This is a genomic window from Falsiroseomonas algicola, assembly GCF_011040385.1.
Classification (GTDB): Bacteria; Pseudomonadota; Alphaproteobacteria; order Acetobacterales; family Acetobacteraceae; genus Falsiroseomonas; species Falsiroseomonas algicola.
Genome location: NZ_JAAIKB010000001.1, coordinates 73,469 through 96,896, shown reverse-complemented (window position 1 = coordinate 96,896; position 23,428 = coordinate 73,469). Strand labels below are relative to the sequence as shown.

Genomic DNA, 23,428 nt, shown 5'->3' with positions numbered 1-23,428 from the left:
CCCGACAGGGGGCGCATGCCGAAGGTCCTGGTCGTGGATGACGACCCGCATATCCGCAGCGTGCTCCGCTTCGCGCTGGAGAGGGACGGCTTCGCGGTGGCGGAGGCCGGGGACGGCGCCGCGGCGCTGGCGGCGGTGGCCGACCAGGCGCCGGACATCCTGCTGCTGGACGTGACCATGCCCGAGATCGACGGCACGGAGGTCTGCCGCCGGCTGCGCCGGACCTCCGACCTGCCGGTGATCTTCCTGTCGTCCCGCGACGAGGAGGTGGACAGGATCCTTGGCCTGGAGCTCGGCGGCGACGACTACGTGACGAAACCCTTCAGCCCGCGGGAGGTGGTGGCGCGGGTGCGCGCGGTGCTGCGGCGGCGCGCGGCCCCGGCCCCGCAGGCGCCGGTCGTGGCGCGGGGGGAGTTGCGCCTGCTGCCGGACAGCCACCAGGCCTTCTGGGGGGAGGCCGAGATCACGCTGACGGTGACGGAATTCGCGCTGCTGCGCTGCCTGGCGGCCCATCCCGGCCGCGTCTTTACGCGGGATGCGCTGATGGATGTCGCCTATCCCGACCGGCGGGTGGTCAGCGACCGCACCATCGACAGCCACATCCGCCACATCCGCGCAAAATTCGCGGCGCTGGGCGCGGAGCCGATCGGGACGGTGCACGGGCTCGGCTACCGGTTCTCCGCGTGAGGTTCCGCAAGCCGAGGCTGCGCACGGTGCTGCTGGCGGCGAACCTGCTGCTGCTGGTGCTGCCGCTGGGCGGGCTGTGGCTGCTGCGGCTGTATGAAAGCGCGCTGGTGCGCCAGACGGAAACGGAGCTGGTGGCGCAGGCCGCGGTGATCGGCGCGGCCTATGAGGCCGCCTGGCATGGCGGCGCGCCGCCGGCGTCACAGCCTGGCTGGGCGCCGCGATGGGCGGTGCTCGACCTGGCGCGCGATCCCGTCCTGCCGCCCGCGCCGGATGCGCTGGCGCCCGAACGCCCGGCCGATCCCCGTGCGCTGGCGGCCGGGGCCACGCTGATGCCGGTGCTGGCGGCGGCGCAGCGCGTCACGCTGGCGGGGATGCGCGTCACGGATGCCGCGGGGATCGTCGTGGCATCCAGCGGCGGGGAGATGGGGCTGTCGCTGCACCACCGGCAGGAGGTGGCGGCGGCGCTGGCGGGGCGGTCATCCTCCGTGCTGCGGGACCGGCCGGCGCAGCCGGGGGTGGGATCGGCCTCCATCAGCCGGGCGGCGCCCTTCCGGGTGTTCCTGGCGCATCCCGTGACGGAGGGCGCGGAGGTCATCGGCGTGGTGGTGCTGTCCCGCACGCCGGCCAGCATCGACCAGGCGCTCCATGGAAAGCGATGGGAGATGGCGGGGCTGGCGGCGGCGCTGCTGCTGGCCGCCGGCGGGCTGGCGCTGGTCATCGCCTATACCGTGAGCCGCCCGATTGAGGCCGTCGCCGCCCAGGCCCGCGCCGTGGCGGCCGGGGCGCGGGCCACCGCCCTGCCCCGCACCCGCCGCGCCGCGGTGCGCGAAGCCGATGAGATGTGGGCCGCCATCCAGTCCATGGCCGCCACGCTGGAATACCGCGCGGATTACATCGGGGCCTTCGCCGCCGAGATGAGCCACGAGTTCAAGACGCCGCTCGCCGCCATCCGCGGCGCGCTGGAATTGCTGGCGGACCATGCCGCCACGATGACGGAGGCGGAGCGCGCCACCTTCCTCGGCCAGGCGGCGTCCGACGTGGCGCGGCTGGACCGGCTGGTGCGGCGGCTGCTGGAACTGGCGCGGGCGGAGGCGCCGGTGCCGCGGGGCGAGGAATCCTGCGACGTCGCCGCCGTGATCCATGCGCTGCCCATGCCGGTGCCGGTCGCGCTGGAAGGCGGCGCGCTGCGGGCGGCGATCGGGGCGGAGCGGCTTTCGACCGTGATTCGCAACATGACGGAAAACATCGCCCTGCACGCCGGCCCCGGCGCCACGGGACGGATCGCCTGGCGGGCCGAGGGCAGGCGCGTGGTGATCGAGGTCAGCGACGACGGGCGGGGGGTGTCGCCGGGCAATGCGGGGCGGATCTTCGGGCGGTTCTTCACCACGGCGCGGGAAGCTGGCGGCACGGGGCTCGGCCTGGCCATCGCGCGCAGCCACCTGGCGGCGGCGGGGGGATCGATCGAGCTGGTGCCGAGCCCGAGAGGGGCCTGCTTCCGGCTCTCGATGCCGGCGGCGTGACCCCATGGCCCTCGGTGTGGCTGCCATGCCCGAAATTGAGGCGACATTTCGCTGCCGACGCCCCATAGAGGGTGGGACACACCAGCCGGAGGACCGCCGATGCGCAAGCCGAACTACGATTTCGAGAGGTCCCAGCGCGAGAAGGCCAAGGAAGCCAAGGCGCAGGAGAAGCTGGCGAAGAAGCAGGCCGCCAAGGAGGCTGAGCAGAAGGCCAAGGCCGCCGAAAGCGAGCCCGAGCAGGGCTGAAGCCTATCGCGGCGCGCCGGGCGCCGATTCGGGCACGCCTATCAGCAGCAGGTTGATGAGGTGCACCACCAGGTCCCGGTCATGCCGATCGTCCGTCACCGCCCAGGCTCGCGGGTCGCGGCTGGCGGTGACGGTGCCAAGGTGGAGCCGGTCACCACGCCAGGTCGCTTCCACGGCGTAGATCAGGTGGCCGCCCGCGCGGCGGCGGAAAAGCAGATGCCCGTCGCGGGCGCAGATGAGCCACTTGTCGCGCATGGCGCGCGGTGCGGTGCCGCGCCAGATCAGCCAGCTGTCGAAGGGATCATAGGTGTGGTCCAGCCTGAACCGGGCCTGTGAAGCGGCCATCGGCGGCTTCGGACCTGGCAGCGACTCCTCCGTAACGCCATCCAGCATGGCGGTTTCCTCCCGGCCGAAGAGGCAGCGCGCATAGGCTGGTCCGGTCATCGTCGTCACCGGCGCGCCATCCTCGTCCGCTGTGAAGCGGGAGGGAGGGAACCGGTCAGTGAGCAGGGAGCAATGCTCCCTGAACCAGTCGAAGGTGAGCGGCGTGATGACGACCAGGCGTTCGGTGCCGGCCTCATCGGTCGTGCTGCCGAGGATGAGGCCGGGACCGCGCTGCATGACCTGCAGCCGCACCGAGTCCCGGATCGCTACCACGGGGCGGAAGGGACGGATGACGTGGAGGTCGAGAAGCCTGCGGCCGGAGCGAAGCGGGGCCAGCGCGGTGACGAAGACCGGGCCGGGGGGCCAGCCGGCGTGCCTGCCGGGTATGTCCTGCCAGCCGATCCATTCACCCGGTCTGAGGGTCAGTGCCGGCATCGGAGACGGATGCCCTTGGCGCGGCCCCGGGCGTTCATGGTGAGCCCGGTGGGACTCGAACCCACGACCCCATGATTAAAAGTCACGTGCTCTACCGGCTGAGCTACGGGCTCACGCAACGCGCGGCCCCCTGACGGGGCCGCGCGCCGGGCGTGTTAGGCGTCGGCGGAGGGGGTGGAGTCAACCCCTTCCGCCGGCGTCGCGGGCGCCGCGGCGCCGCCGACGCGGGCGGCCTTGATGCGATCGGGCTCGCGCACCATGCCGTTCGGGCCCTGGCCGCGCTTGATCTTGTCGACGACGTCCATGCCTTCGACGACCTTGCCCCAGATGGTGTACTGGCCATCCAGGCTCGGCGCCGGTGCGAACATGATGAAGAACTGGCTGTTCGCGCTGTTCGGGTTGTTGGTGCGGGCCATGCCGCAGGTGCCGCGCAGGAACTTGGCCTTGCCGGGCGGGCTGAATTCGGCGGGCAGGTCCGGATGCGGGCTGCCACCCGTGCCGGTGCCGGTCGGGTCCCCGCCCTGGGCCATGAAGCCCTCGATGACGCGATGGAAGGGCGTGTTGTCGTAGAAGCCCTCGGAAGCCAGCGCCTTGATGCGCTCCACATGCTGCGGCGCCAGGTCCGGCAGCAATTCGATGACGACGTTGCCGTCCTTGAGTTCCAGGGTCAGCGTGTTCTCGGTGGCGCTCATGGGCCGGGTCTCCGATGGAGGAAAGGGGCGCGTCAGCCGATGTCAGCGGACATCGGCGGCGACGCGCATGGTCCGGATGCGGTCGGGCGGGTTGGGCACCTGGCCGGACTGGCCGACACCGCGCTTGATCTTGTCCACGGCCTCCATGCCCGACACGACTCGGCCCCAGATGGTGTACTGGCCATCGAGGAAGGAGCCGGGCGCGAACATGATGAAGAACTGGCTGTTGGCCGTGTTCGGATCGCTGGTGCGGGCCATGCCGCAGGTGCCGCGCAGGAAGCGGGCGCGGCTGGGCGGGCTGAATTCCGCCGGCAGGTTCGGCAGCGGGCTGCCGCCGGTGCCGGTGCCGGTGGGGTCGCCGCCCTGGGCCATGAAGCCCTCGATCACGCGGTGGAAGGGCGTGTTGTCGTAGAAGTTGCTGCGCGTCAGCGTCTTGATCCGCTCGACATGGCGCGGCGCCAGTTCCGGCTGCAGCTGGATGGTCACGCGGCCATCCTTCAGCTCCATGAACAGCGTATTCTCGGGATCGGTCGCTTGCGCCAGGGCGTCGCGCGGCAGGATGAGCGCGGGGGCGGCGACGAGGCCGGCGGCGGCGGCCAGCCCCTGGCGGCGGGTCACGATCACGGTCATTCGGCGGCTTCCTTGCGGCTGCGCACGCGGGCCAGCGTGCGGTCGAGGGTGAGCGGCGGGACGAAGGAGGAAACGTCCCCGCCCAATGTGGCCACTTCCTTCACGAAGCGGGAGGAGATGAACTGGTTCGTTTCGCTGGCCATCAGGAACACGGTCTCAACGTCCGGGGCCAGCCTGTGGTTCATTCCCGCCATCTGGAATTCATAGTCGAAGTCGGAGACGGCGCGGAGCCCCCGGATGATCATCTTCGCCCCGTATTGCCGGGCGAATTCGACGAGCAGGCCGGTGAAGGGCACGACCTGCACCTCGGAGCCCACCTCGGCGGCGATGCGGTCCGTTTCCGCCTTCACCAGCTCGACGCGTTCGTCGAGCGGGAAGAGCGGGCCCTTGCCGGCATTGATGGCGACGCCGACGACGAGGCGATCCACCAGCCGCGCGGCGCGGGCGATGACGTCGAGATGCCCGTTGGTGACGGGGTCGAAGGTGCCGGGATAGATCCCGACGCGAAGTTCAGGCATCGGCGGTCCCTTCCGCTGCGCTCTCCTCGCCCGTCTCCATCACGGGGAAGCAGGAGGTCACGCGCTCATTCTCGTTCAGGCGCAGCAGCGTGACGCCCATGGCGCCGCGGCCGGTCACGCGCACCTGGTCGGCCGGCAGGCGGATCAGGCGCCCGCCATTGGTCACCAGCATGACGCCGTCGCCCGGACGCACGGCGAAGGTGGCCACCACCTCCCGCCCCGTCCGTGCGGAGAGGGTGATGTTGGTGATCCCCTGCCCGCCCCTTCCCGTCACGCGGTATTCGTAGGCGGAGCTGCGCTTGCCGAAGCCGCGATCCGTGACGACGAGCAGGATCTGCTCCAGCCCCTCCAGCTCCGCCAGGCGCTCCGCCGTCACGGGCTGGGCGTCGCCATTCGGCTCCTCCGCCTCCTCCGCCGGCACGGGGGCCTCGGCCTCGCCGGCAACCTCCTCGCCCGCCGCGCGGCGCTTCTGGGCGCTGTGGCGGAGATAGGTCTCGCGCTCGCCTATGCTGGCCTCGACATGGGTCAGCACGGCGAGAGAGATGACGGCATCCTCGCCCAGCAGGCGGATGCCGCGGACGCCGGAGCTGTCGCGGCCCGCGAAGACGCGGAGCTGGTCGGATTCCGCCTGGAAGCGGATGCAGCGGCCGTTGCGGGTGGCCAGCATCACGTCATCGCCTTCCCGGCAGGTGGCGACGCCGATCAGGCTGTCACCCTCGTCCAGCTTCATGGCGATGAGGCCCATGGCGCGGACGTTCTTGAAGTCCGACAGCTTGTTGCGGCGGACATTGCCCTGCTTGGTCGCGAAGACCAGGTGCAGGTTCTCCCACAGCCCTTCGTCCTGCGGCAGCGGCAGCACGGCGGTGACCTGTTCGCCATCCTGCAGCTGCAACACCTGGCGCAGGCTGCGCCCCTTGCCCGTGGCGCCGCCTTCCGGCAGCTGCCAGATCTTCTCCCGGAAGGCCATGCCGCGGCTGGTGAAGAACAGCACCCATTGGTGGGTGTGGGCCACGAAGCTGCGGACGACAATGTCATCCTCCCGCGTCGCCGCGCCGCTGCGGCCGCGGCCGCCGCGGTTCTGGCTGCGGAAGACGTCGAGGCCCGTGCGCTTGACGTAGCCATCGCGCGTCAGGGTCACGACCATCGTGCCCGGCTCGATCAGGCTTTCGTCGTCCTGCTCGGCGAAGCCATCGACGATCTCCGTCATGCGCGGCGTCGCGATCTGGGCGCGGACGGCGAGCAGTTCCTCGACCATCACCTCCTGGCGCCGGATGGCGGAGCCCAGGATCTCCAGCAGGCCGCGGATGGTGGCGCCGACCTCGTTCAGCTCGGCGCTGATCTTTTCCCGCTCCAGCCCCGTCAGGCGCTGCAGGCGCAGCGCCAGGATGCCATTGGCCTGTTCCTCCGTGAGGCGGACCGTGCCCTCGGGCGAGATGACGTTGCGGTAGTCATCGACGAGTTCGAGCAGCACGCCGACATCGCCCGCCGGCCAGTCCCGCGCCATCAGCGCGGCGCGGGCGGCATTGGCGTCCGCGCTGGCGCGGATCAGCGCGATGACCTCGTCGATGTTCGCCACGGCGATGGCCAGGCCGATCAGCTGGTGGCCGCGGTCGCGCGCCTTGTTGAGGCGGAAGCGGGAGCGCCGCTGGATCACCTCGTCCCGGAAGCGGATGAAGGCGCGGATCGCGTCCAGCAGCCCCATCTGGCGCGGCCGGCCCTCATCCAGCGCCACGAAGTTCACGCCGAAGGAGGTCTGCAGCTGGGTGAAGCGGTAGAGCTGGTTCAGCACCACCTCCGGCGTCGCGTCCTTCTTCAGCTCGACGACGACGCGCAGGCCATCGCGGTCGCTTTCGTCACGCAGGTCGCTGATGCCCTCGATCGCCTTGGCGCGCACCAGCTCCGCGATCTTCTCGATCAGCGTCGCCTTGTTCACCTGGTAGGGGATTTCGGTGACCACGATCATGGAGCGGCCGCCGCGCATCTCCTCGATCGTCGCGCGGGCGCGGAGCGCGATGGAGCCGCGCCCGGTCTCGAAGGCGGAGCGGATGCCGGCGCGGCCGAGGATCAGCCCGCCGGTCGGGAAGTCCGGCCCCGGCATGATCTTCATGACGTCTTCGAGCGTGGTGTTCGGCTCGCGAATCAGCGCCAGCGTCGCGTCGATGACCTCGCCCGGGTTGTGCGTCGGGATGTTGGTCGCCATGCCGACGGCGATGCCGCCGGCGCCGTTCACCAGCAGGTTCGGGAAGGCGGCGGGCAGCACGCGCGGTTCCTGCGCGGACTCGTCGTAGTTCGCCTGGAAGTCGACGGTATCCTCGTCGATGCCCTCCAGCAGGGCTGCGGAGGCGCGGGCCAGGCGGACTTCCGTGTAGCGCATGGCCGCCGGCGGATCGCCATCCATGCTGCCGAAATTGCCCTGGCCGTCGATCAGCGGCACCCGCATGGAGAAGGGCTGCGCCATGCGCACCAGCGCGTCATAGATCGAGGCGTCGCCATGGGGGTGATACTTACCCATGACGTCGCCGACCACGCGGGCCGATTTCCGGTGCGGCTTGTCATGGGTGTAGCCGGCCTCGTGCATCGCATAGAGGATGCGGCGATGCACCGGCTTCAGCCCGTCCCGCGCATCAGGCAAGGCGCGGGAGACGATGACGGACATCGCATAGTCGAGGTAGGAGCGGCGCATCTCCTCCTCGAGGCCGACCGGCGCGATATCGCTCTTCGGCTCGTCCGGCGGTGTCGGCGTGTCGCTCAACGTGGCATCCTTGTGGCGGTCCCGGGGTGGTGGCCCCGGGCAGCGTTCGGTGGTCCGTGGAGGGGATTAGGCGCTTCCCGGGCATCCGGGAAGGTGGGCCCCATGGGAAGGCCCGGATCGGTCCTTCCCCGGACTCCGCCGGACGCGCCTAACCCCTAGCATGACCAGCGTTTTTCCGCCAATCGGGCACCCGTTGCCCGGGCCTGCCGGGGTGGTGCCGGAGTCGCGCGCCCCGGCCCGACCCGAGCCCCCTGTCAGGCCGCTTCGGTCACCCAGCCGCCACCAGGCACCCGCCGGCGGATGACGCGGCCGTCCTCGGCCAGGGCGTGCAGGTGCAGCCAGCCATTCTCGACCAGGTCGCGCACGCCCTGGTGCTTGGCCATCACCGCCTCCATCGCGGCTTCCGGAGCGGCGATGAAGACGGAAAGGCGCAGCGGTTCGTGCACGAAACGCTCCCCGTCATGCACGGATTGCCAGGGCAGGCCGGCGCGGAGGTCGCCCGCATTGCCCTCCAGCACGCCCAGCTGCCCGATGACGTTGTGCAGCACCTTGTTGCCGCTGCCGAAGGCGTCGTTGTTCACGGTCGAGCCGAAATACTGGAGGTTGATCCAGGAAGCGACGACCAGCGGCGCCGTCATGATCAGTTCCAGCACCGCGCCGCCTTCGTCCTGCGCGACCTCGTAGTCATGCAGGAAGGCGCGACCGCCGAGCGCCAGGCCGCGCGTGACCGACCGCGGCGCGGCGATGAAGGCGGCGTTGCCGGCCAGGCCCCATTCCGGCCGCACCTCCGACCAGTCCCGGCTGCGGGCGGCGATGCGCGCATCGAGGTCGGGCACGCCCTCCAGGCCAAGCAGCGCGGCGCGTTCCATCCGCGCCAGCGCGCCGGCGCGGGCCAGCGCGTCCTTGAGCCGTGCCAGATCCGCCGCGTGGCTCGCGGGGACGGCATCCTCGCCGAAGATCGTGACGGCATCGGTGGTGGTGTCGTGCAGGGCGGGCAGGAAGTGGGTGTCGGCGGGGATGGTGATCCCCTTGCCCGCCAGCCCCGCCCGCACGGACGCGTCGTTCAGGATGGCGGCGGCGATGCGCGCATTCGCCTCCCCGGTCTGGCCGCCGCAGGCGCCGCAATCGAGTCCCGCGGCATGCGGGTTGTTGACCGTGCTGCTGCCATGGCCGGCCAGCAGGACCAGGCGGGCGAAGCTCGTGCCCGTGAGTGACATGCCCTTCAGCACGGCCTCCGCCATCGCCAGGCGCTGGGCATCGTCGAAGCCGGTCAGGCGGCCCGCTTCCTGCCGCGCCTCGATCCGCGGGCCGAGCCTGGCGGCCGTCACCGCATCCAGCGCCGCATCGCGGGGATGCGCCACGGTGCGAGTCAGGCCGAGGCTGTCGGAGGCGATCTTGGCGCCGAAGAGCAGCCCGGCCGTCTCCACATGGGTGAAGGAGGAGACGGCGGAGCGCTTGAAGCCCTTCCAGGCCCGCTCCGCCCGCTGCCGCAGGCGCCGCAGCCCGTGCAGGCCGGACTCCTCGGCCGGTGTGGCGCCCTGCACCGCCTCGCAGACCGTGAAGGCGGGCTTCAGCAGCACCGGGCAATGCGCCGCGCCCCGCGAGCGCCCGAAGGGGACGTATTCGATGGGGAAGCCGAAGAAGCCCGCGAAGCCGATGGTGGAGGCGCCGGGCATCGCCGTCTCGAAGGCGCGGCGGAAGACCTCCGACCGGACGTCGATGCAGAAGGCGGCCTGGACCTCCGGCCGCGTCGGCAGGCGCGTCGGTGCGTCGTGGCCGCGCAGCCGGGCGACGAGGCGCCGGCGCGCCGCTTCCTCATAGGCCTCGTGCAGCAGCAGGTCGGTGGCGAGTTCGGCATCGAGGCCGAGCTGGACATCCTGCGGCGCGGAGGCGGCGGCGGCGATGGCGTTGGTCCAGGCGCGGCGGAAGCGGCCATCCTGCGACCGGGCCTGGAACAGCCCCCAGCCCCAGGCGATGCGGATGGCCAGCAGCCCGACCAGCGCCTCGTCATCCCTTCCCTGCTGCGCCGCCACCCAGCCGCGATGCCGCGCATAGGCAGCCCAGCCGCGGATGTCGAAGAGCGCGCGGTGCAGGTAGTCCACTTGCGCGCGTTCCGGGATGCGTAGCCCCGCCAGCACGCTGCCGATCGCCTCCACCGGGTCGCAGGGCAGCGCGAGCACGGCGGCACGGAAGCCGGTGATGCCCATCGCCTCGGGGTTGAGGTCATGCCGCGTGGTGGCGCGCCAGGCGGCGTAGGGGGCCAGGTGGCGCAGCGGAAGCCGCCAGCTGGCCTGGCCCTCATCGAAATAGGCGCCGCACCAGCGGCTGATCTCGTCCACCATGAAGCGGGTGCGGGATGCCTCTCGGTCCCCGCCGGAGAGGCTGTCCAGCACTTCCGCGACCGTGGCGACGGCGGCGGGATGGCGGGCGCCGGGCAGCGTGCCATCCCAGCTGCGTTCCTGCTGGGCTGCGGCGCGCAGGGCGGCGAGATCGGTGGGTGCGCCGGGGATCGCTGGCGCAGCGGCGAGGGCTGCTTCCAGCGCGGCATCGTCGATCTCGCCCCGCGCCAGCGCATCCCGGTAGAAGTCGCGCGGCATCAGCATGTCCACGCGGGCCACCCGGCGCATCGTCGCGCAGGTGGCGGCGAAGCCCTGGCCGGTGAAGCCGAGGAAGGGGTTCACGGCTACGAAGCCTCGCAGCGGCCAGAGCGGCGCGATGCGGGCGCAGGCCTCCCGGATCGCGGCTTCCAGCGCCAGGCGAGAGGCCGCCGGCGTGGTGGCGGGGACAGCGAGCTGGATGGGGTTCTGGATGGTCATGGGTCAGGTTCCCGTCACGGCCGCGCGGGCCAAAGCCGCAGGACAAGCCGGTTGGCGAGGGTATTGAGGTAGAGGCCGTTGGCGAGGTGGATGTAGGCGGCGAGCCAGAAGCGGCGGCCGCGCTGCGCCTCCGCCGCCATGGCGGATTGGAACAGCATCACCCCCGCGAAGCTGGCGACGACGAGGACCAGCAGCACGGCGTCGAAGGGCCCGCGCAGCGGCGGCGCGGCGGGCAGGCTGGCGCCGAAGATGTGTGCCGCCGCAGCCTGCAGCGCGAACCAGGCCACCGCCACCAGGGCCGCCATGCCCGCCACGCGGCCCGCCAGAGCAGGGGCGGACACACCCTCGAAGGCCTGGGCGCCGAGATGCACGAGGCCCATCACCAGCACCGCGCCCAGCACGAAGGCGGCGGGATGCGCGGCCGGCGTCCAGCCCAGAGCCGAGGCCACCACCGCGAAGCCCGCCAGCGCGGCGGCCAGCACCAGGCCGACCCGGGCGGGATGCGGCGCGCCCTGCGGCACCCAGGCCGCGCGCGCCTGGTCCACCACGCTGCCGGAGGAGAGGAAGGCATGCGCCTTGTAGAGCGAGTGGGCCACCAGGTGCAGCGCCGCAGCCGCGAAAGCGCCGAGGCCGCATTGCAGCATCATGAAGCCCATCTGCGCGACGGTGCTGTAGGCCAGCTGCGCCTTCACCGAGGTCTGCGTCAGCATCACCAGCGACCCGAACAGCGCGGTGGCGCCGCCGACCAGGATCAGTGCCTCCATCGCGGGCGCGGAGAGGACCACGAGGTCCGCCATGCGCAGCACCAGGAAGCCGCCGGCATTGATGATGCCGGCATGCAGCAGGGCGGAGACCGGGGTGGGGGTCTCCATCACCTCCACCAGCCAGCCATGCACCGGCAGCTGCGCGGATTTCAGCAGCGCCGCCGCCACCATCAGCACGCCCGCCAGGATGGTCGGCGCATCGGCCACATGGCCCGCCTTGGCCGCGGCGAAGAGGGGCGCGAATTCCAGCGTGCCGAAGGCGCCCAGCAGCAGGCAGGCAGCCATCAGCAGGCAGAGATCGCCGATGCGGCTGGCGATGAACTTCTTCTTCGCCGCCAGCTCCGCGCCCAGCCGGTGCGGGTAGAAGAGCAGCAGCCGGTTCAGCCCGATGGAGGTCGCGACCCAGGCCAGGAAGAACAGCGCCAGGTTGCCCGCGATGGTCAGCAGCAGCACGGCCGATAGCGTCATCGCCATCCAGCGGAGGAAACGCCCCTGCCCCGGATCCCCCGCCAGGTAGTTCCGGGAATAGCGCAGCACCACGGTGCCGATGAAGGCGACCAGCAGGAAGACCGCGGCCGACAGCCCATCGACATGCAGGCCGAGGCCGATGCCCGCGGCGCCCCAGGTCGGCGTGGTGATGCGCCCGCCGATCGCGACCGCGATCGCCGTGACGGCGGCCACCGCCAGCGCCACCAAAGCCGCGGCGATGCCGAGCGTCGCCATGCGTCGGGGCGCCTCGTCCGGACGCGGCAGGCAGGCCACCAGCAGCGGGGCCAGGGGGGCGAGCAGGATCAGCCAGGCGGACAAGGGGAGGAGCCTCCGGGGTGGGAGGCGCGGGTGTAGCTTCGGTAATCACTTCTGAAAAATTCAAAGATTGAAATGGATCGTTAGATCAGACAGAAGGCATGTCATGGCTGCCCTGAACTACCACCACCTCCGCTACTTCCACGCCGTGGCGCGGGAGGGATCGCTGACGCGGGCGGCGCAGCAGCTGAATGTCTCGCCCTCCGCCCTCTCGGTGCAGATCGGGGCGCTGGAGGCGCAGCTGGGCCAGAAGCTGTTCGACCGGCGCGGCCGCGGGCTGCTGCTGACGGAAGCCGGGCGCATCGCGCTGGCCCATGCGGAGACGGTGTTCCGGTCCGGCGAGGAGCTGCTCAGCACGCTGAAGGGCCTGGCGCCCGGGCAGCGGCAGGTGCTGCGGGTGGGCGCGGTGGCGACGCTGTCCCGCAACTTCCAGCTCGGCCTGCTGCGGCCGCTGCTGGGCCAGCCCGAGGTCGGGCTGGAGATCACCTCCGGCGGGTTCGAGGAGCTGCTGGCCCGGCTGGAGGCCCATGCGCTGGACCTGGTGCTGGCCAACCAGCCCGCGACGATCGGGGCGGAGAGCGAATGGCAGAACACGCTGGTGGCCGACCAGCCCGTGAGCCTGGTGGGGCGGCAGCGCGCCACGCCGCTCCGCTTCCCGGCGGACCTGGCGACGGAAGCCTTGGTCCTGCCCGGCCGGGGCAGCGCCCTGCGCGCGGGCTTCGACCGGCTGATGGACGAGGCCGGCATCACGCCCCGCGTGCTGGCGGAGGTGGACGACATGGCCATGCTGCGCCTGCTGGCCCGCGAATCAGGGGCGGTGACGCTGGTGCCGCCGGTGGTGGTGGTGGATGAGCTGGAGGCGGGCGTGCTGGTGGAACATTGCCGCCTGCCGCAGCTGCATGAGGCCTTCTACGCCATCACGCGCCGCCGGCGCTTCCCCAACCCGCTGCTGCGGCTGGTGGTGGGGGGGTAACGCACCCGGAGGGATTCGAACCCCCGACCAACGGAGTAGAAATCCGATGCTCTATCCAGCTGAGCTACGGGTGCAGAAGGCCGGCCGGATGGCGCCTCAGTGGCTCCAGTTCTCGGTGCGGCCGAAGCGGAAATTGTCGGCATAGGCCTTGGGCTTGATGTCGGCCTTCACCACCGGCGTGACCTCTAGGTCGTAGGGGATGCCCCGCGCCTCCGCATAGGCCACGGCGGCTTCCTGGGAAGGGAAGCGCAGGCTGACCTGGGCCTTCGTGTCGCCCGACCCCGACCAGCCCATCAGCGGATCGATCCGCTTCGGGCCGAGGGGCGCAAAGGCCAGGACCCAGTCGGCGGTGCGGGCGCGGCCCGACTGCATGGCGGATTTCGGCTGGCGGTAGATGCGGGCGGTCTGGCTGTCGCGCGACATGCGGCGAGGCTCTTCCTGAGGCGATGGTTCGGGGAGAGTTTACACCCGGGGCGAGGCCGGGGAAAGCGGCCCCTCCCCGGCCCGTGGTTCACGCGGCGCGGATGCCGTCCAGGAAGGTCTCGACCTCCGCCGTCATGCGCTTCGCGCTGCGGGCCACGTCGCCGGCGGCGGTGCGCACCCCGCGGGCGCTGTCCTGCGTGCTGCGCGTCGCTTCCTCCACCTGGCCGATGCTGGCGGTCACCGTCTCCACGCCACCGGCGGCGTGCTGCACGTTGCGCGCGATCTCCTGCGTCGCGGCGCCCTGTTCCTCCACCGCGGCCGCGATGGCGGAGGCGATGACGTTGACCTCGTCGATCGTGGCCGAGATCGCCTGGATCGCCGTCACGGCGCCCTGCGTCGCGCCCTGGATGCCGGAGACCTGGGCGGCGATCTCCTCCGTCGCCTTGGCGGTCTGGCTGGCCAGCGTCTTCACCTCGCTCGCCACCACGGCGAAGCCCTTGCCGGCTTCGCCCGCGCGGGCCGCCTCGATCGTCGCATTCAGCGCGAGGAGGTTGGTCTGTCCCGCGATGGCGCTGATCAGGCGCACCACCTCCCCGATCCGGCCGGCGGTGTCGGCGAGGTGACGCACCGTCTGGTCGGTTTCCCGCGTCTGGCTCACGGCGCGCTGCGTCACCACGGTGGCCTGGCCCACCTGGCGGGAGATTTCCTGGACCGAGGTGGCCAGTTCCTCCGCCGCCGCGGCGACCATCTGGACATTGGCGGAGGCCTGCTCGGCCGCGGTGCCGATGGCGGCCGCGCGCTCGGCGGTGCCGGTGGCGATCCCGGCCATGTTGCCCGAGGTCGCGTCGAGCTCGGTCGCGGCGGATGAGAGGTTCTGCGTCAGCTCGCCCGCCGCACCCTGGAAGCCCGCCGTCAGCGCCTGCACCCGCGCGGCGCGGGCAGCCTTCGCCGCCTCCTCCGCCCGCTGGGCCTCGGCCAGGCGATCGGCTTCCCGCAACCCCTCCCGGCAATGGTCGATGGCGCGGGCCATGTCGCCGATCTCGTCCCTGCGGACCACGCAGGGCAGGTCGAAGGCGTAGTCGCGGCGGGCCAGCTGCGCGAGGGTGGTGGACAGGCGGACGATGCGCGCCGCCACGCTGCGATTGAGCCAGAGGGCGCAGGTCACGCTGAGGCCCAGCGCCAGCGCCGCGGCACCGAGGACGGCCAGGACCGCGTCGCGATAGGCCTGGTCCGCTTCCGCCACGTCCGCGCGCGCCATCTCGATCGCCAGGGCCGAGAGTTCGCCGATCCGCTCCTCCAGCCGGACGTAGACGTCGCGCATCTCCCCCGCATAGGCGCGGATGGCGGCGGGGTGGTCCGTGAGGGCAAGGGCGGCATTGCGCTGCATGGGCATGAGGAAGGCAGCCCAATCCGCCTTGATGGCCGCGAAGATCGCCTTGCCGCGGGGCGAGCCGATGAGGGGTTCGAGCGCGGCCAGCGCCTGTTCCACGCCGGTGATCGCCTGGCGCTGGCGCTGGGCGGCCTCCGCCCGTTCGGCCTGGCTCTCGAAGAGCAGGATGTTGGCTTCCCGCATGCGCACCAGGGTGACGCCATTGGCGAGCCGGCCGATGGCATCGAGTTCAGGCACCCAGCGGTAGCCGAGTTCCTGCACATCGTGGCGGACGATGCCGAGCTGCCCGATGGCCATGCTGCCGACCGCGAGCAGCAGGGCCATGAACGCGCCGAAGGCGAGAGACAGCTTGGAACGAAGGCGGAGATCGGCGAGCCAAGACAAGGTCGGATCCATGGAGGGTGGTTGTCATGCCAGCCTGACACCACAAACGTTTGCGGAAGCTGAACGGGAAAACGGCCGGCGTGTCGGCTTATGTCGAGGGCGGGGCGGGTTGGTCGGGGCGGCGGGATTCGAACCCACGGCCTCCTGTACCCAAAACAGGCGCGCTACCAGGCTGCGCCACACCCCGACCGGCCGGACGAGGCGCCTCACAGCCGCCTCGTCCTCTCGGGCAATCCCATGGAACGGGGGGTCGTGGCAACCTGCGGTATTTTCCTTTTCTTCCTTCTCCTTCCGGCGCCGGTGGCCAGCCCCCCTGCCCCGCCCTAGACTGCCCGGACAAGACACAGGAGGAAGACGGTGCAAGCACTCAAGGACCGGATGGACGCCATCTGCGAGGAGCAGCCCTTCAAGACGCGCTACTTCCTGCGCGACCTCCGCACGGGGCAGGAGATCGACCGCGAGGGATCGGTGGAGACGCCCTCGGCCAGCGTGCGCAAGATCTCCATCATGATGGCGGCGCTGGCGGCGGTGCATGCCGGCAAGCTGCGCCTGGACCAGCCGGTGACGCTGGAGGCGCGGCTGCAGAAGGATGTCGCTTCCGGCACCTACCGCTACATGACGCCGGACTGCGTCATCCCCTTCCGCGACGTGCTGGTGAACATGATCATCACCAGCGACAATGTCTGCACCCAGGCCGTGCTGGAACGCCTCGGGCCGGGCGCCATGGACGAGTATTGCCAGGCGATCGGCATGGTCGGCACGCGGCATCGCGGGCTGATCCCGCCGCTCGGCATCGGCTGGGACCACCCGGTAGAGGCGACCGCCAGCACGACGCAGGCGGACCAGGTGAACCTGCTGCACGCCATCCTGCGCGGCACGGAGGATGAGGCGGCGGCGGCGAGGCTGCATTGCTCGACCGAACTGTGCCAACTCGGCCTGCAGATCCTGACCTGGCAGCTGCTGCGCAACCTGATCCCGAACCTGCTGCCCTTCGGTACCAAGGTCGCGCACAAGACGGGGCGCGGCCGGCGCGGGCGCATGGATGCGGGGATCGTCTATGACGGCGACAGGCCCCTCTTCATCCTGGCCGCCGCGACGGACTGGGTGCCGGACACGATGCCGGACGGCCTGCCCGGCTTCGCGGCCAGCTTCTCCACCATCGGCCGCATCGCCCGCGCGGCGTGGGAGGAGCTGCGGGGTTAGCGCAGCGAGACGTCCTGGGCGCGGGTGCGTTCATCCACCCGCGCCTCATGCGCGATGCCGCGGCGCATCGCCCAGACATTCTTCTGCAGATGCGTGCTGATGATGCCGACATCGGCGATCAGCATGCGCGTCGCCTCCTGCAGCATCGCTTCCCGCTTGGCATCATCCAGTTCGCGCGCCGCACGGGCGAGCTGGGCATCGAACTCGGGGTTGGAGTAGCGGCCGCGATTGACGGCGCCCGTGCCGCGCGCCTGGTCGTAGGTGGCGGCGACGCTGCGCAGCCCCGCCATGGGCTCGCCCGTGGACGACCCCCAGGAGACGAGGAAGGCGGAGAATTCCTGGCGGCTGGCGCGGGCGATGAAGCTGGCATAGGGCGCGACATCGACCTGGGTGCGCACGCCGATGCGCGTCCACATCTGGCTGACCGCCTGCACGATGCGCGCATCATTGGGGTAGCGGTCGTTGGGGCCGTGCACGGTGAGGCGGAAGCCGTTGGGGTAGCCGGCCTCTGCCAGCAGGGAGCGCGCCGTATCGGCATCCGCCCGCGGCACAGGAAGGTCCGGCACGAAACCGATGGCGCCGGGCGGCATCACCTGCACCGTCGCCGTCGCCGCCCCTTCCATGACGCGGGAGACGATGGCGGCACGATCGACGGCGAGCGAGAGCGCACGGCGCACGCGCACATCCTTCAGCGGATTGCGGTCCAGCGGGCGACCGTCATTGTCCGTGATGAAGGGCGAGGGTCCGGTCCGCATGTGGTCCAGCGCGAAATAGATGTAGCGCATGGCGTCGATCTCGCTCAGCAAGAGACGGTCGTTGCGGCGCAGGCGATCGATGTCCGGCGTCGGCACCTGGTCGATGAGGTCGACATCGCCCGCCAGCAGCGCGGCGGTGCGACCCGCGTCATTCGTGATCATTCGGTAATCGACGGTGGCGAAGGCCGGACGGCGGCCCCAATAGTCATCGTTGCGGACCAGCTCCGCACGATCGCCGGAGCGGAAATGCTGCAGGCGGAAGGGCCCGGTGCCGATGGTGGCGCGGCCGGTGTTGAAGGCTTCCGTCGTGACGCCGCCATGCGTCTCCCGGTCCAGCATCGGCACCTGGGCCAGGTCGGTCGGCACCAGCGGCGCGGGGCCGTTGGTGCGGAAGCGGATGGTGTGGCTGTCCACGATCTCCACGCCGCGGATGGCCTGGGTGTAGGTGCGGAAGGATCCCGGGCTGTTCAGGACCTGCGGGATGCGTTCCAGCGTGAAAGCCACGTCCTCCGCCGTGAAGTCATTGCCGTTGTGGAAGCGCACGCCGCGGCGGAGCTTGAACTCCCAGACATCCTCGCCGACCGCGCGCCAGCCTTCGGCCAGCATCGGCACCAGCCGCGCATTCGCATCGGTCTCCAGCAGATTGTCGAAGACCATGGAGGCGAAGGCGTTGTTGGGCGAGATGTTGTGGAAATGCGGATCGGCGGAGGTGATCTGCGCGCCGACGCCCATGCGCAGCGTCTGCGCGTGCGCGCCGAACGTCGCCAGCAGCAGTGCCGCGGCGATGGTCCCGGTCTTCTTCATTGTTGCCTCCCCTTTGGTGTTCTTCGTTGTCAGCTCAAGAGGTATGGCGCCCCGCATCGCTCGCAGATGGCGCGGATGTGCCTGTCCAGCGCCTCGGGCACCGGGATGCCGTGTTCCAGCCGGCGCTGCCGTTCCGCCTCCTCCGGATCGCCGGCCACGAGGACGGGGCGCGCGGGGTCGGAGGCGGGGGTCGCGTGCAGCACATCGATGACCTCGTCCAGGTCATCCTCGAAGGCGCCGGGCTCGCGGAAGGCGGCGGGATCGATCGCCATGAAGAAATGGCCGAGCCGATCGGGATCCTCCGGCTTCTGCGTGCGGTTGCGGATGGGCGAGAAGGAGGCACCGACCAGGGTGCCGCCGAGGATGTGCACCATCATCGCCAGGCCATAGCCCTTGTGGCTCGCCATCTCCGCGCTGCCGCCGAGCGGCGAGAGGCCGCCCTGGGGTTCGTCGAACACCACCTGCATGCCGCGCTTCGCGTCCCGCACGGGCGTGCCATCCGCCTCCAGCACCCAGCCCGCGGGCAGTTCCTTGTTGTTGAGGTCGTAGACCTTCACCTTCCCCGCCGCCGTCGTCGTCGTCGCCATGTCCAGCACGAAGTCGCGATTGCGCTTCGCCGGTGCGGCGAAGGCCAGCGGGTTGGTGCCGAGCACCGGCATCGCACCCCGCGTCGGCACCATGGCGACACCGCGCGTGGCGCTTGTCACCATGCCGATCGCCCCACGTCGCGCCGCGATGCGCGCATAGACGCCGGCCGCGCCGAAATGATGGGAGTTGCGGACGCCGACGACGCCCACGCCCACTTCCTTCGCCATGTCCACCGCCAGGTTCATGGCAAAGGCGGAGACGGGATGGCCGAGGCCGTCGCCGCCATCGACCAGCGCGGTGCAGGCGGTGCGCTTCTCGATGCGGGGCGACACGGTGAGCTTCACCTTCCCCTCCTGCACCCGCTTCTCATAGGTCATGAGCATGGAGATGCCGTGGCTGTCCACGCCGAGCAGGTCGGTCTCCGTCATCGCCTCCACCGTGGTGGCGGCGAGGTCGGGCGACATGCCCCAGGCATCCAGGATCGCGGCGATCTGCGCGCGCACGCGATCGTGCTGCACCAGCATCGTCACATCCCTTCCCGCACGAAGGTGTTCGTCAGGTTGCCGAGGCCGGTGATCTCGATATCGACCACGTCACCATGCTTCAGGTCGGGGCTGACGCCATCGGTGCCGAGCCAGATGACGTCGCCGGGCCAAAGCGTCAGGTACTTCGTCATCACGCTGATGAAGTGGGCCGCGCTGAACAGCATGTGGCCGGTGGCGAAGCTGGTGCGGACCTCGCCATTCAGCCGGACATTGGTCGTCGCGGAGTCCATGTCGAAATCCGTCTCGATCCAGGGGCCCATGGGCTTGAAGGTGTCGGTGTTCTTGCCGCGCCAGAAGGTGCGGTCGTTCTTCTGCCAGCTTCGTTCGGAGACATCGTTGCCGATGGTCCAGCCCATGACGCAGGACAGGGCCTCGGCCTCCGACAGGTTCTTCGCCTTCTTCCCGATGACGGCGACGATCTCGCCCTCATAGTGGATCTTCTCGCCGGCATCGGCGGGGATGACGACGTTCTCCCCATGGGCGATCAGGGCATTGACGGCGCGGTAGCCGATATCCGCCTTGGTCGGGATGTTCGGCGTCTCGCCGCGTTTCTTCGCGCCCTCGATCACATGTTCGACGTAGTTGAGGCCGGCGGCGTAGAAGGTGCGCGGGATCAGCGGCACCTCGATCTTCACCGCCGCCAGGTCATGGCGGCGAGAGGTTGTCTCGTAGCCCGCGAAGGGATCGCCCGCGACTTCCGCGATGCGGTCGCCTTCGAGGATGCCGTAGGCCGTGCGGCCTTCGGCCGTGAAGCGGATCCAGCGCATCAGGCGGCGAGCGCGCGCTGGATGAAATCGGTCTGGAAGACGCGGTCCGCCATCACCTGGCAGCGCTTCATCAGGCGATGCTCATGCGGCTGATAGTCGGGGATGGCGTTGTGCAGCGTGCCGATATTGTCCCAGATCAGCACATCACCCTCTGTCCAGACATGCGTGTGCAGGAACCGATCCTCCAGCTGGTGCGCGAAAAGGATGTCGAGGATGCGGTCGCTCTCTTCCTCCTGCAGCTCGTTGATCCGCACGGCATAGCCGGGGTTGCAGTAGAGGACCTGGCGGCTGGTGATGGGGTGCGTCAGGAAGATCGGGTGCACGGAGGGCGGGCGCTTGGCGCGCTGCTCCGCCGTCAGCGGCGGGCGGATGCTGCCGGGGCGGCTCACCATCTTGTCCCAGAACTTGTTGAAGTCATGCGTGGCCGTGCAGTTGGCGAGCTTCGTCTTCAGCGCGGGATCCAGCTCGTCATAGGCCGCATGCATGTTCGCGAACATCGTATTGCCGAGCGGCCTGCCGTCGCGCTTCGGCACCTTGAAGGCGTTCAGCACATTCACGAAGCCCATCGTGTCCCGGTAGGACATGTCGGTGTGCCAGTCCTGTCCCGCATCGTTGATGCCGAGCGCCACGCCGTTCTCGACGATGTTCGAGAGGAAGCCGACTTCCGGCACCTCCTTGTCCTGGAACTTGCCGGTGATGGAGGTCTGGATGCTGCCGAAGCGCGCGGAGAAGTCGCGCAGCGCCGCGGATTCCAGGAACTGGTTCGGGAAGCAGAGCACGCCGTAGCGGCCGAGGGCGCGCAGCACGGCGGCGAAATCGGCGTCGTTCATCGGCTTCGACAGGTCGAGGTCGGTGATGCGGGCGCCAAGCGTGGAGTCATTGGGCGTGACGGTGACCATGGCTTGTTTCCCCTCGGGGCGGTCGCGCCGCCCGCTCAATTATTCCCGCATCCTGGCACTGTGTAGCGGCGGGTCGCAATCCCGCGGCGAGCGCGGTGCCGTGATCGGGAAAGCGCCGGCAAAAAGGAGTTCTCCTTCCAACTATAGCGGGCATCACCTATTCTTTCCTTCGCCAGCGCCTCCGCTGCGACAGAGCATGAACATCATGGCAACCCGGAACAGCGGCCCCGATCCGGTCCGCGCCCGCATCCTGGACGCCGCGCGGGACCGCCGGCTGGGGCTCAAGGCGCTGTCCCTGCGGCTGGGGCGGAACCCCAGCTACCTCCAGCAATTCGTCGCCCGCGGCACGCCGAAGCGCCTGCCGGAGGATCTGCGCCAGGCACTGGCGACGATGCTGGGCCTGCCGGAAGCGGCGCTGCGGCCCGAAGGTGCATCCCCCCTCCCCGCCCCGCCTGGCCGCCGCCTGCCGCTGTTCCGGGAAGGCGAGGACAGGATCGCCTCCGGCGTCACGCCGGCGCGTCGGCTGGCGATGGAGGAGTTCGCGCCGGCGGAGCCCGGAATGGTCGCGGTGATGCTGGCGGAGCCGCGCGGGCTGCTGCAGCCGCGCCACCTCCTGCTCTGCGATCCCGGTCAGCCGGCGCGGGTGGGCGATGTCGTGCTGGTGGTGGAAGCGGGTGCGATCACGGGACTCGGCCTGCTGCAGGCCGGGACGCGGGAGAGGATCGACTGGATCGAGGACGGCACCGCGCGAAGCATGGCGCGCAGCCAGGCGCACGCCTGGCGCGTGGTGGCGATGCGGCTGGCGTGACCGCTAAGGCGCCGTGCCGAAGATGCGGTGAAGGACGCGGTCGCCGACGCGGATATCGAGGCGCTCGGTGATGCCCGCCTGCAACTCCAGCGTCGCACGCACGGGGCCGCGGCTGTCGATCGGCGTCAGGCTCAGCGGCACGGTGCGTTCCGCGATGCGGTGGATGCGGCCATCGGCGGCGATGAAGAGCATGTCGAGCGAGGCCAGCGTGTTGCGCATCCACATGGAGCTTTCGCGCGGGCTGCCCCAGTCGAACAGCATGCCCTCATTCGCGCCGACGGTCGGGCGGAACATCAGACCGATCATCTGGTGGTCGGGGCTGATCGCCATCTCCACGTCGAAGTCGTGGCGCCGGCCTTCCCGGCCGACGATCACCAGGCGCTCCGTGGGCAGCTTGGGCTGCGGGCGGTCCACGCCGGGCTGCGCCGTCGCGGCCACGGGGGCGGCGATCAGGCCGAGGGTGGAGAGCAGCGTCTGGCGTCGGGTCATGCGCGCAGCATAGCAGCGGCCTCGATCGCCTCGGAAGGCTCCGGCAGGTTACGGAGCGTCAAGGGCGCGAGCGCCCGCACTTCCTCCCGCACCGGGCCCGGGCGGAGCGGGTCGGCGATGGTGGTGAACCAGTGTTCCGGCGGGTTGCGACCGGCGGCGCGGGAGAAGGTCAGTCCGCGCAGAACGGCCTCTGCCGCCTCCGGAATGCGGGGCGGGATGGCGCGGTCGTTCAGCGTGGCCCAGACGCCCGCCCAGCAACGCGCCACGGACCAGGGGTTGTAGCCGCCCCCGCCCAGCACGATGAGGCGCGGCGCCAGGCCGCGCAGCGAGGCCACCACGGCGCGATGGGCGTTGTTGGAGAGCGAGAGTTTCGAGAGCGGGTCTTCCTCGATCGCATCCGCCCCGCATTGCAGCATGATCGCCTGCGGCCTCCAGTGCCGGATCAGCGGCAGGATGACGTGGGCCTTGAGAAAATCCATCTCGCTGTCGTTGAAGCCGGGCGGCACGGGCAGGTTGCGGGCATGGCCGCCGGCCTGGTCCTCCACGCGGCCGGTATGCGGCCAGCGCCCGGCCTCATGGACGGAGACGGTGAAGACGCGCGGATCATCGGCGAAGGCGTCCTCCACCCCGTCGCCGTGATGGGCATCGATGTCGAGGTAGAGGATGCGCGTCAGGCCGAGGTCGAGCCACTGCATCAAACCCAGCACGGCATCGTTGAGGTAGCAGAAGCCGCTGGCGCGGTCCGGCCGCCCGTGATGGGTGCCGCCGCCGGGCACATGCACCACGCCGCCCTGTTCGGTGAGGCGCGCCGCCAGCGTCACGCCGCCGGCGCCGGTCGCGGGGCGGGAGAAGACCTCCCGGTAGACCGGGTTGCCATCGGCGCCGATGCGGAAGCGCTCGCGATGGGCGGGGTCCACCTGCTGCGTCGCCTCCGCCTGCATCAGGGCGGCGATGTAGTCGCGGTGGTGGAAGCGGGTCAGCGCCTCCGGCGTCGCGCGGGGGCTGTCGAGGTACTGGCCCGGAGCGACCCAGCCCATGGCGCTGATCAGGTCGAGGGTCGTGGAGACGCGCGGGATGGCCAGCGGATGCTTCGGGCCATAGGTGGAGCCGCGATAGATCTCGGAGCCGATGAGGAGGGGCGTGGTCATCGGC

At 70.5% G+C, this 23,428-nt stretch carries 21 protein-coding genes and 3 tRNA genes; 6 read left to right on the top strand and 18 right to left on the bottom strand.

The genetic code is table 11. From position 1 onward, the window contains the following. The first annotated feature begins 15 nt into the window (after positions 1–15). The 3 genes from G3576_RS00510 to G3576_RS00500 all read left to right on the top strand — a co-directional run bounded on the left by G3576_RS00510 (position 16) and on the right by G3576_RS00500 (position 2,453). On the top strand, positions 16–687 hold the full coding sequence (locus G3576_RS00510; protein WP_164692369.1) for a response regulator transcription factor: 672 nt from the start codon (positions 16–18) through the stop codon (positions 685–687). Beyond that, positions 684–2,207 (top strand): sensor histidine kinase, encoded by a 1,524-nt coding sequence (locus G3576_RS00505; RefSeq protein WP_164692368.1) that lies wholly within the window; start codon positions 684–686, stop codon positions 2,205–2,207. The genes G3576_RS00510 and G3576_RS00505 overlap by 4 nt, the downstream gene beginning before the upstream one ends. Positions 2,208–2,306: 99 nt before the next feature. After that, positions 2,307–2,453: a hypothetical protein gene (locus G3576_RS00500; RefSeq protein ID WP_164692367.1), complete on the top strand. Its 147-nt coding sequence runs from the start codon at positions 2,307–2,309 to the stop codon at positions 2,451–2,453. Between the two features lie 3 nt (positions 2,454–2,456). On the opposite strand, the gene G3576_RS00495 is transcribed toward G3576_RS00500, so the two are convergent. The 8 genes from G3576_RS00495 to G3576_RS00460 all read right to left on the bottom strand — a co-directional run bounded on the left by G3576_RS00495 (position 2,457) and on the right by G3576_RS00460 (position 12,251). Then, on the bottom strand, positions 2,457–3,272 hold the full coding sequence (locus tag G3576_RS00495) for a hypothetical protein (protein WP_164692366.1): 816 nt from the start codon (positions 3,270–3,272) through the stop codon (positions 2,457–2,459). A gap of 37 nt (positions 3,273–3,309) precedes the next feature. After that, a tRNA-Lys gene (locus G3576_RS00490) sits at positions 3,310–3,385 on the bottom strand. Positions 3,386–3,427: 42 nt separating this feature from the next. Further along, positions 3,428–3,964, bottom strand: a complete 537-nt coding sequence (locus G3576_RS00485; protein ID WP_164692365.1) for a peptidylprolyl isomerase — start codon at positions 3,962–3,964, stop codon at positions 3,428–3,430. A 42-nt stretch (positions 3,965–4,006) separates the two neighbouring features. Further along, positions 4,007–4,471, bottom strand: coding sequence for a peptidylprolyl isomerase (locus tag G3576_RS00480; protein WP_207622641.1), 465 nt, complete (start codon positions 4,469–4,471; stop codon positions 4,007–4,009). Positions 4,472–4,590: 119 nt separating this feature from the next. After that, positions 4,591–5,112, bottom strand: a complete 522-nt coding sequence (gene coaD / locus G3576_RS00475; protein ID WP_164692363.1) for a pantetheine-phosphate adenylyltransferase — start codon at positions 5,110–5,112, stop codon at positions 4,591–4,593. Further along, positions 5,105–7,864: a DNA gyrase subunit A gene (gyrA, locus tag G3576_RS00470; RefSeq protein WP_164692362.1), complete on the bottom strand. Its 2,760-nt coding sequence runs from the start codon at positions 7,862–7,864 to the stop codon at positions 5,105–5,107. The genes coaD and gyrA overlap by 8 nt, the downstream gene beginning before the upstream one ends. 254 nt (positions 7,865–8,118) lie before the next feature. Further along, complete coding sequence (locus G3576_RS00465; protein WP_164692361.1) at positions 8,119–10,680, bottom strand: YbcC family protein; 2,562 nt, start codon at positions 10,678–10,680, stop codon at positions 8,119–8,121. Positions 10,681–10,694: 14 nt separating this feature from the next. Beyond that, positions 10,695–12,251 carry an NADH-quinone oxidoreductase subunit L gene (locus tag G3576_RS00460; protein ID WP_164692360.1) on the bottom strand — a complete coding sequence of 519 codons (1,557 nt, stop codon included), beginning with the start codon at positions 12,249–12,251 and terminating at the stop codon, positions 10,695–10,697. Between the two features lie 103 nt (positions 12,252–12,354). Here G3576_RS00460 and G3576_RS00455 point away from each other — a divergent pair, with 103 nt between their 5' ends. After that, the gene (locus tag G3576_RS00455) at positions 12,355–13,221 is read left to right on the top strand and encodes a LysR family transcriptional regulator (protein WP_164692359.1); all 867 of its coding nucleotides are present in this window, start codon (positions 12,355–12,357) and stop codon (positions 13,219–13,221) included. On the opposite strand, the gene G3576_RS00450 is transcribed toward G3576_RS00455, so the two are convergent. The 4 genes from G3576_RS00450 to G3576_RS00435 all read right to left on the bottom strand — a co-directional run bounded on the left by G3576_RS00450 (position 13,222) and on the right by G3576_RS00435 (position 15,605). Further along, a tRNA-Arg gene (locus tag G3576_RS00450) sits at positions 13,222–13,295 on the bottom strand. It lies immediately after the preceding gene. A gap of 22 nt (positions 13,296–13,317) precedes the next feature. Further along, on the bottom strand, positions 13,318–13,644 hold the full coding sequence (locus tag G3576_RS00445) for an ETC complex I subunit (protein WP_164692358.1): 327 nt from the start codon (positions 13,642–13,644) through the stop codon (positions 13,318–13,320). An 88-nt stretch (positions 13,645–13,732) separates the two neighbouring features. Continuing rightward, on the bottom strand, positions 13,733–15,430 hold the full coding sequence (locus tag G3576_RS00440) for a methyl-accepting chemotaxis protein (protein ID WP_164692357.1): 1,698 nt from the start codon (positions 15,428–15,430) through the stop codon (positions 13,733–13,735). A gap of 98 nt (positions 15,431–15,528) precedes the next feature. Further along, positions 15,529–15,605 (bottom strand) — tRNA-Pro (locus G3576_RS00435). Between the two features lie 170 nt (positions 15,606–15,775). Between G3576_RS00435 and G3576_RS00430 the strand changes: the two genes are divergently transcribed. Continuing rightward, the gene (locus G3576_RS00430) at positions 15,776–16,621 is read left to right on the top strand and encodes a serine hydrolase (protein ID WP_207622593.1); all 846 of its coding nucleotides are present in this window, start codon (positions 15,776–15,778) and stop codon (positions 16,619–16,621) included. Here G3576_RS00430 and G3576_RS00425 read toward each other — a convergent pair. From G3576_RS00425 to G3576_RS00410, 4 genes are read right to left on the bottom strand one after another with little or no spacing between them, the layout of a single operon-like run. After that, on the bottom strand, positions 16,618–18,180 hold the full coding sequence (locus G3576_RS00425; RefSeq protein ID WP_164692356.1) for an ABC transporter substrate-binding protein: 1,563 nt from the start codon (positions 18,178–18,180) through the stop codon (positions 16,618–16,620). The two genes, G3576_RS00430 and G3576_RS00425, sit on opposite strands and share 4 nt — an antisense overlap. Positions 18,181–18,209: 29 nt before the next feature. Beyond that, positions 18,210–19,292: an Ldh family oxidoreductase gene (locus G3576_RS00420; RefSeq protein WP_164692355.1), complete on the bottom strand. Its 1,083-nt coding sequence runs from the start codon at positions 19,290–19,292 to the stop codon at positions 18,210–18,212. 2 nt (positions 19,293–19,294) lie between these two features. Then, positions 19,295–20,080 carry a fumarylacetoacetate hydrolase family protein gene (locus tag G3576_RS00415; RefSeq protein WP_164692354.1) on the bottom strand — a complete coding sequence of 262 codons (786 nt, stop codon included), beginning with the start codon at positions 20,078–20,080 and terminating at the stop codon, positions 19,295–19,297. After that, positions 20,080–20,979, bottom strand: coding sequence for a TauD/TfdA dioxygenase family protein (locus G3576_RS00410; RefSeq protein ID WP_164692353.1), 900 nt, complete (start codon positions 20,977–20,979; stop codon positions 20,080–20,082). The genes G3576_RS00415 and G3576_RS00410 overlap by 1 nt, the downstream gene beginning before the upstream one ends. A 205-nt stretch (positions 20,980–21,184) precedes the next feature. Here G3576_RS00410 and G3576_RS00405 point away from each other — a divergent pair, with 205 nt between their 5' ends. Continuing rightward, positions 21,185–21,787, top strand: coding sequence for a hypothetical protein (locus G3576_RS00405; protein ID WP_164692352.1), 603 nt, complete (start codon positions 21,185–21,187; stop codon positions 21,785–21,787). A gap of 3 nt (positions 21,788–21,790) precedes the next feature. Here the strand turns inward: G3576_RS00405 and G3576_RS00400 are convergent, their stop codons facing one another. Together G3576_RS00400 and G3576_RS00395 are read right to left on the bottom strand one after the other, a co-directional pair. Continuing rightward, positions 21,791–22,276, bottom strand: a complete 486-nt coding sequence (locus G3576_RS00400; protein ID WP_164692351.1) for a DUF192 domain-containing protein — start codon at positions 22,274–22,276, stop codon at positions 21,791–21,793. After that, the gene (locus tag G3576_RS00395) at positions 22,273–23,424 is read right to left on the bottom strand and encodes an acetoin utilization protein AcuC (RefSeq protein ID WP_164692350.1); all 1,152 of its coding nucleotides are present in this window, start codon (positions 23,422–23,424) and stop codon (positions 22,273–22,275) included. The genes G3576_RS00400 and G3576_RS00395 overlap by 4 nt, the downstream gene beginning before the upstream one ends. Between the last annotated feature and the right edge of the window lie 4 nt (positions 23,425–23,428).

What these genes read in the sequence shown, in the direction of transcription:
- G3576_RS00510 (WP_164692369.1), top strand. Translation starts at nt 16, where the DNA reads ATGCCGAAGGTCCTGGTCGTGGATGACGACCCGCATATCCGCAGCGTG.
- G3576_RS00500 (WP_164692367.1), top strand. Translation starts at nt 2,307, where the DNA reads ATGCGCAAGCCGAACTACGATTTCGAGAGGTCCCAGCGCGAGAAGGCC.
- G3576_RS00495 (WP_164692366.1), bottom strand. Translation starts at nt 3,272, where the DNA reads ATGCCGGCACTGACCCTCAGACCGGGTGAATGGATCGGCTGGCAGGAC.
- G3576_RS00485 (WP_164692365.1), bottom strand. Translation starts at nt 3,964, where the DNA reads ATGAGCGCCACCGAGAACACGCTGACCCTGGAACTCAAGGACGGCAAC.
- G3576_RS00480 (WP_207622641.1), bottom strand. Translation starts at nt 4,471, where the DNA reads ATGGAGCTGAAGGATGGCCGCGTGACCATCCAGCTGCAGCCGGAACTG.
- coaD (WP_164692363.1), bottom strand. Translation starts at nt 5,112, where the DNA reads ATGCCTGAACTTCGCGTCGGGATCTATCCCGGCACCTTCGACCCCGTC.
- G3576_RS00465 (WP_164692361.1), bottom strand. Translation starts at nt 10,680, where the DNA reads ATGACCATCCAGAACCCCATCCAGCTCGCTGTCCCCGCCACCACGCCG.
- G3576_RS00455 (WP_164692359.1), top strand. Translation starts at nt 12,355, where the DNA reads ATGGCTGCCCTGAACTACCACCACCTCCGCTACTTCCACGCCGTGGCG.
- G3576_RS00445 (WP_164692358.1), bottom strand. Translation starts at nt 13,644, where the DNA reads ATGTCGCGCGACAGCCAGACCGCCCGCATCTACCGCCAGCCGAAATCC.
- G3576_RS00440 (WP_164692357.1), bottom strand. Translation starts at nt 15,430, where the DNA reads ATGGATCCGACCTTGTCTTGGCTCGCCGATCTCCGCCTTCGTTCCAAG.
- G3576_RS00425 (WP_164692356.1), bottom strand. Translation starts at nt 18,180, where the DNA reads ATGAAGAAGACCGGGACCATCGCCGCGGCACTGCTGCTGGCGACGTTC.
- G3576_RS00420 (WP_164692355.1), bottom strand. Translation starts at nt 19,292, where the DNA reads ATGCTGGTGCAGCACGATCGCGTGCGCGCGCAGATCGCCGCGATCCTG.
- G3576_RS00415 (WP_164692354.1), bottom strand. Translation starts at nt 20,080, where the DNA reads ATGCGCTGGATCCGCTTCACGGCCGAAGGCCGCACGGCCTACGGCATC.
- G3576_RS00410 (WP_164692353.1), bottom strand. Translation starts at nt 20,979, where the DNA reads ATGGTCACCGTCACGCCCAATGACTCCACGCTTGGCGCCCGCATCACC.
- G3576_RS00405 (WP_164692352.1), top strand. Translation starts at nt 21,185, where the DNA reads ATGGCAACCCGGAACAGCGGCCCCGATCCGGTCCGCGCCCGCATCCTG.
- G3576_RS00400 (WP_164692351.1), bottom strand. Translation starts at nt 22,276, where the DNA reads ATGACCCGACGCCAGACGCTGCTCTCCACCCTCGGCCTGATCGCCGCC.
- G3576_RS00395 (WP_164692350.1), bottom strand. Translation starts at nt 23,424, where the DNA reads ATGACCACGCCCCTCCTCATCGGCTCCGAGATCTATCGCGGCTCCACC.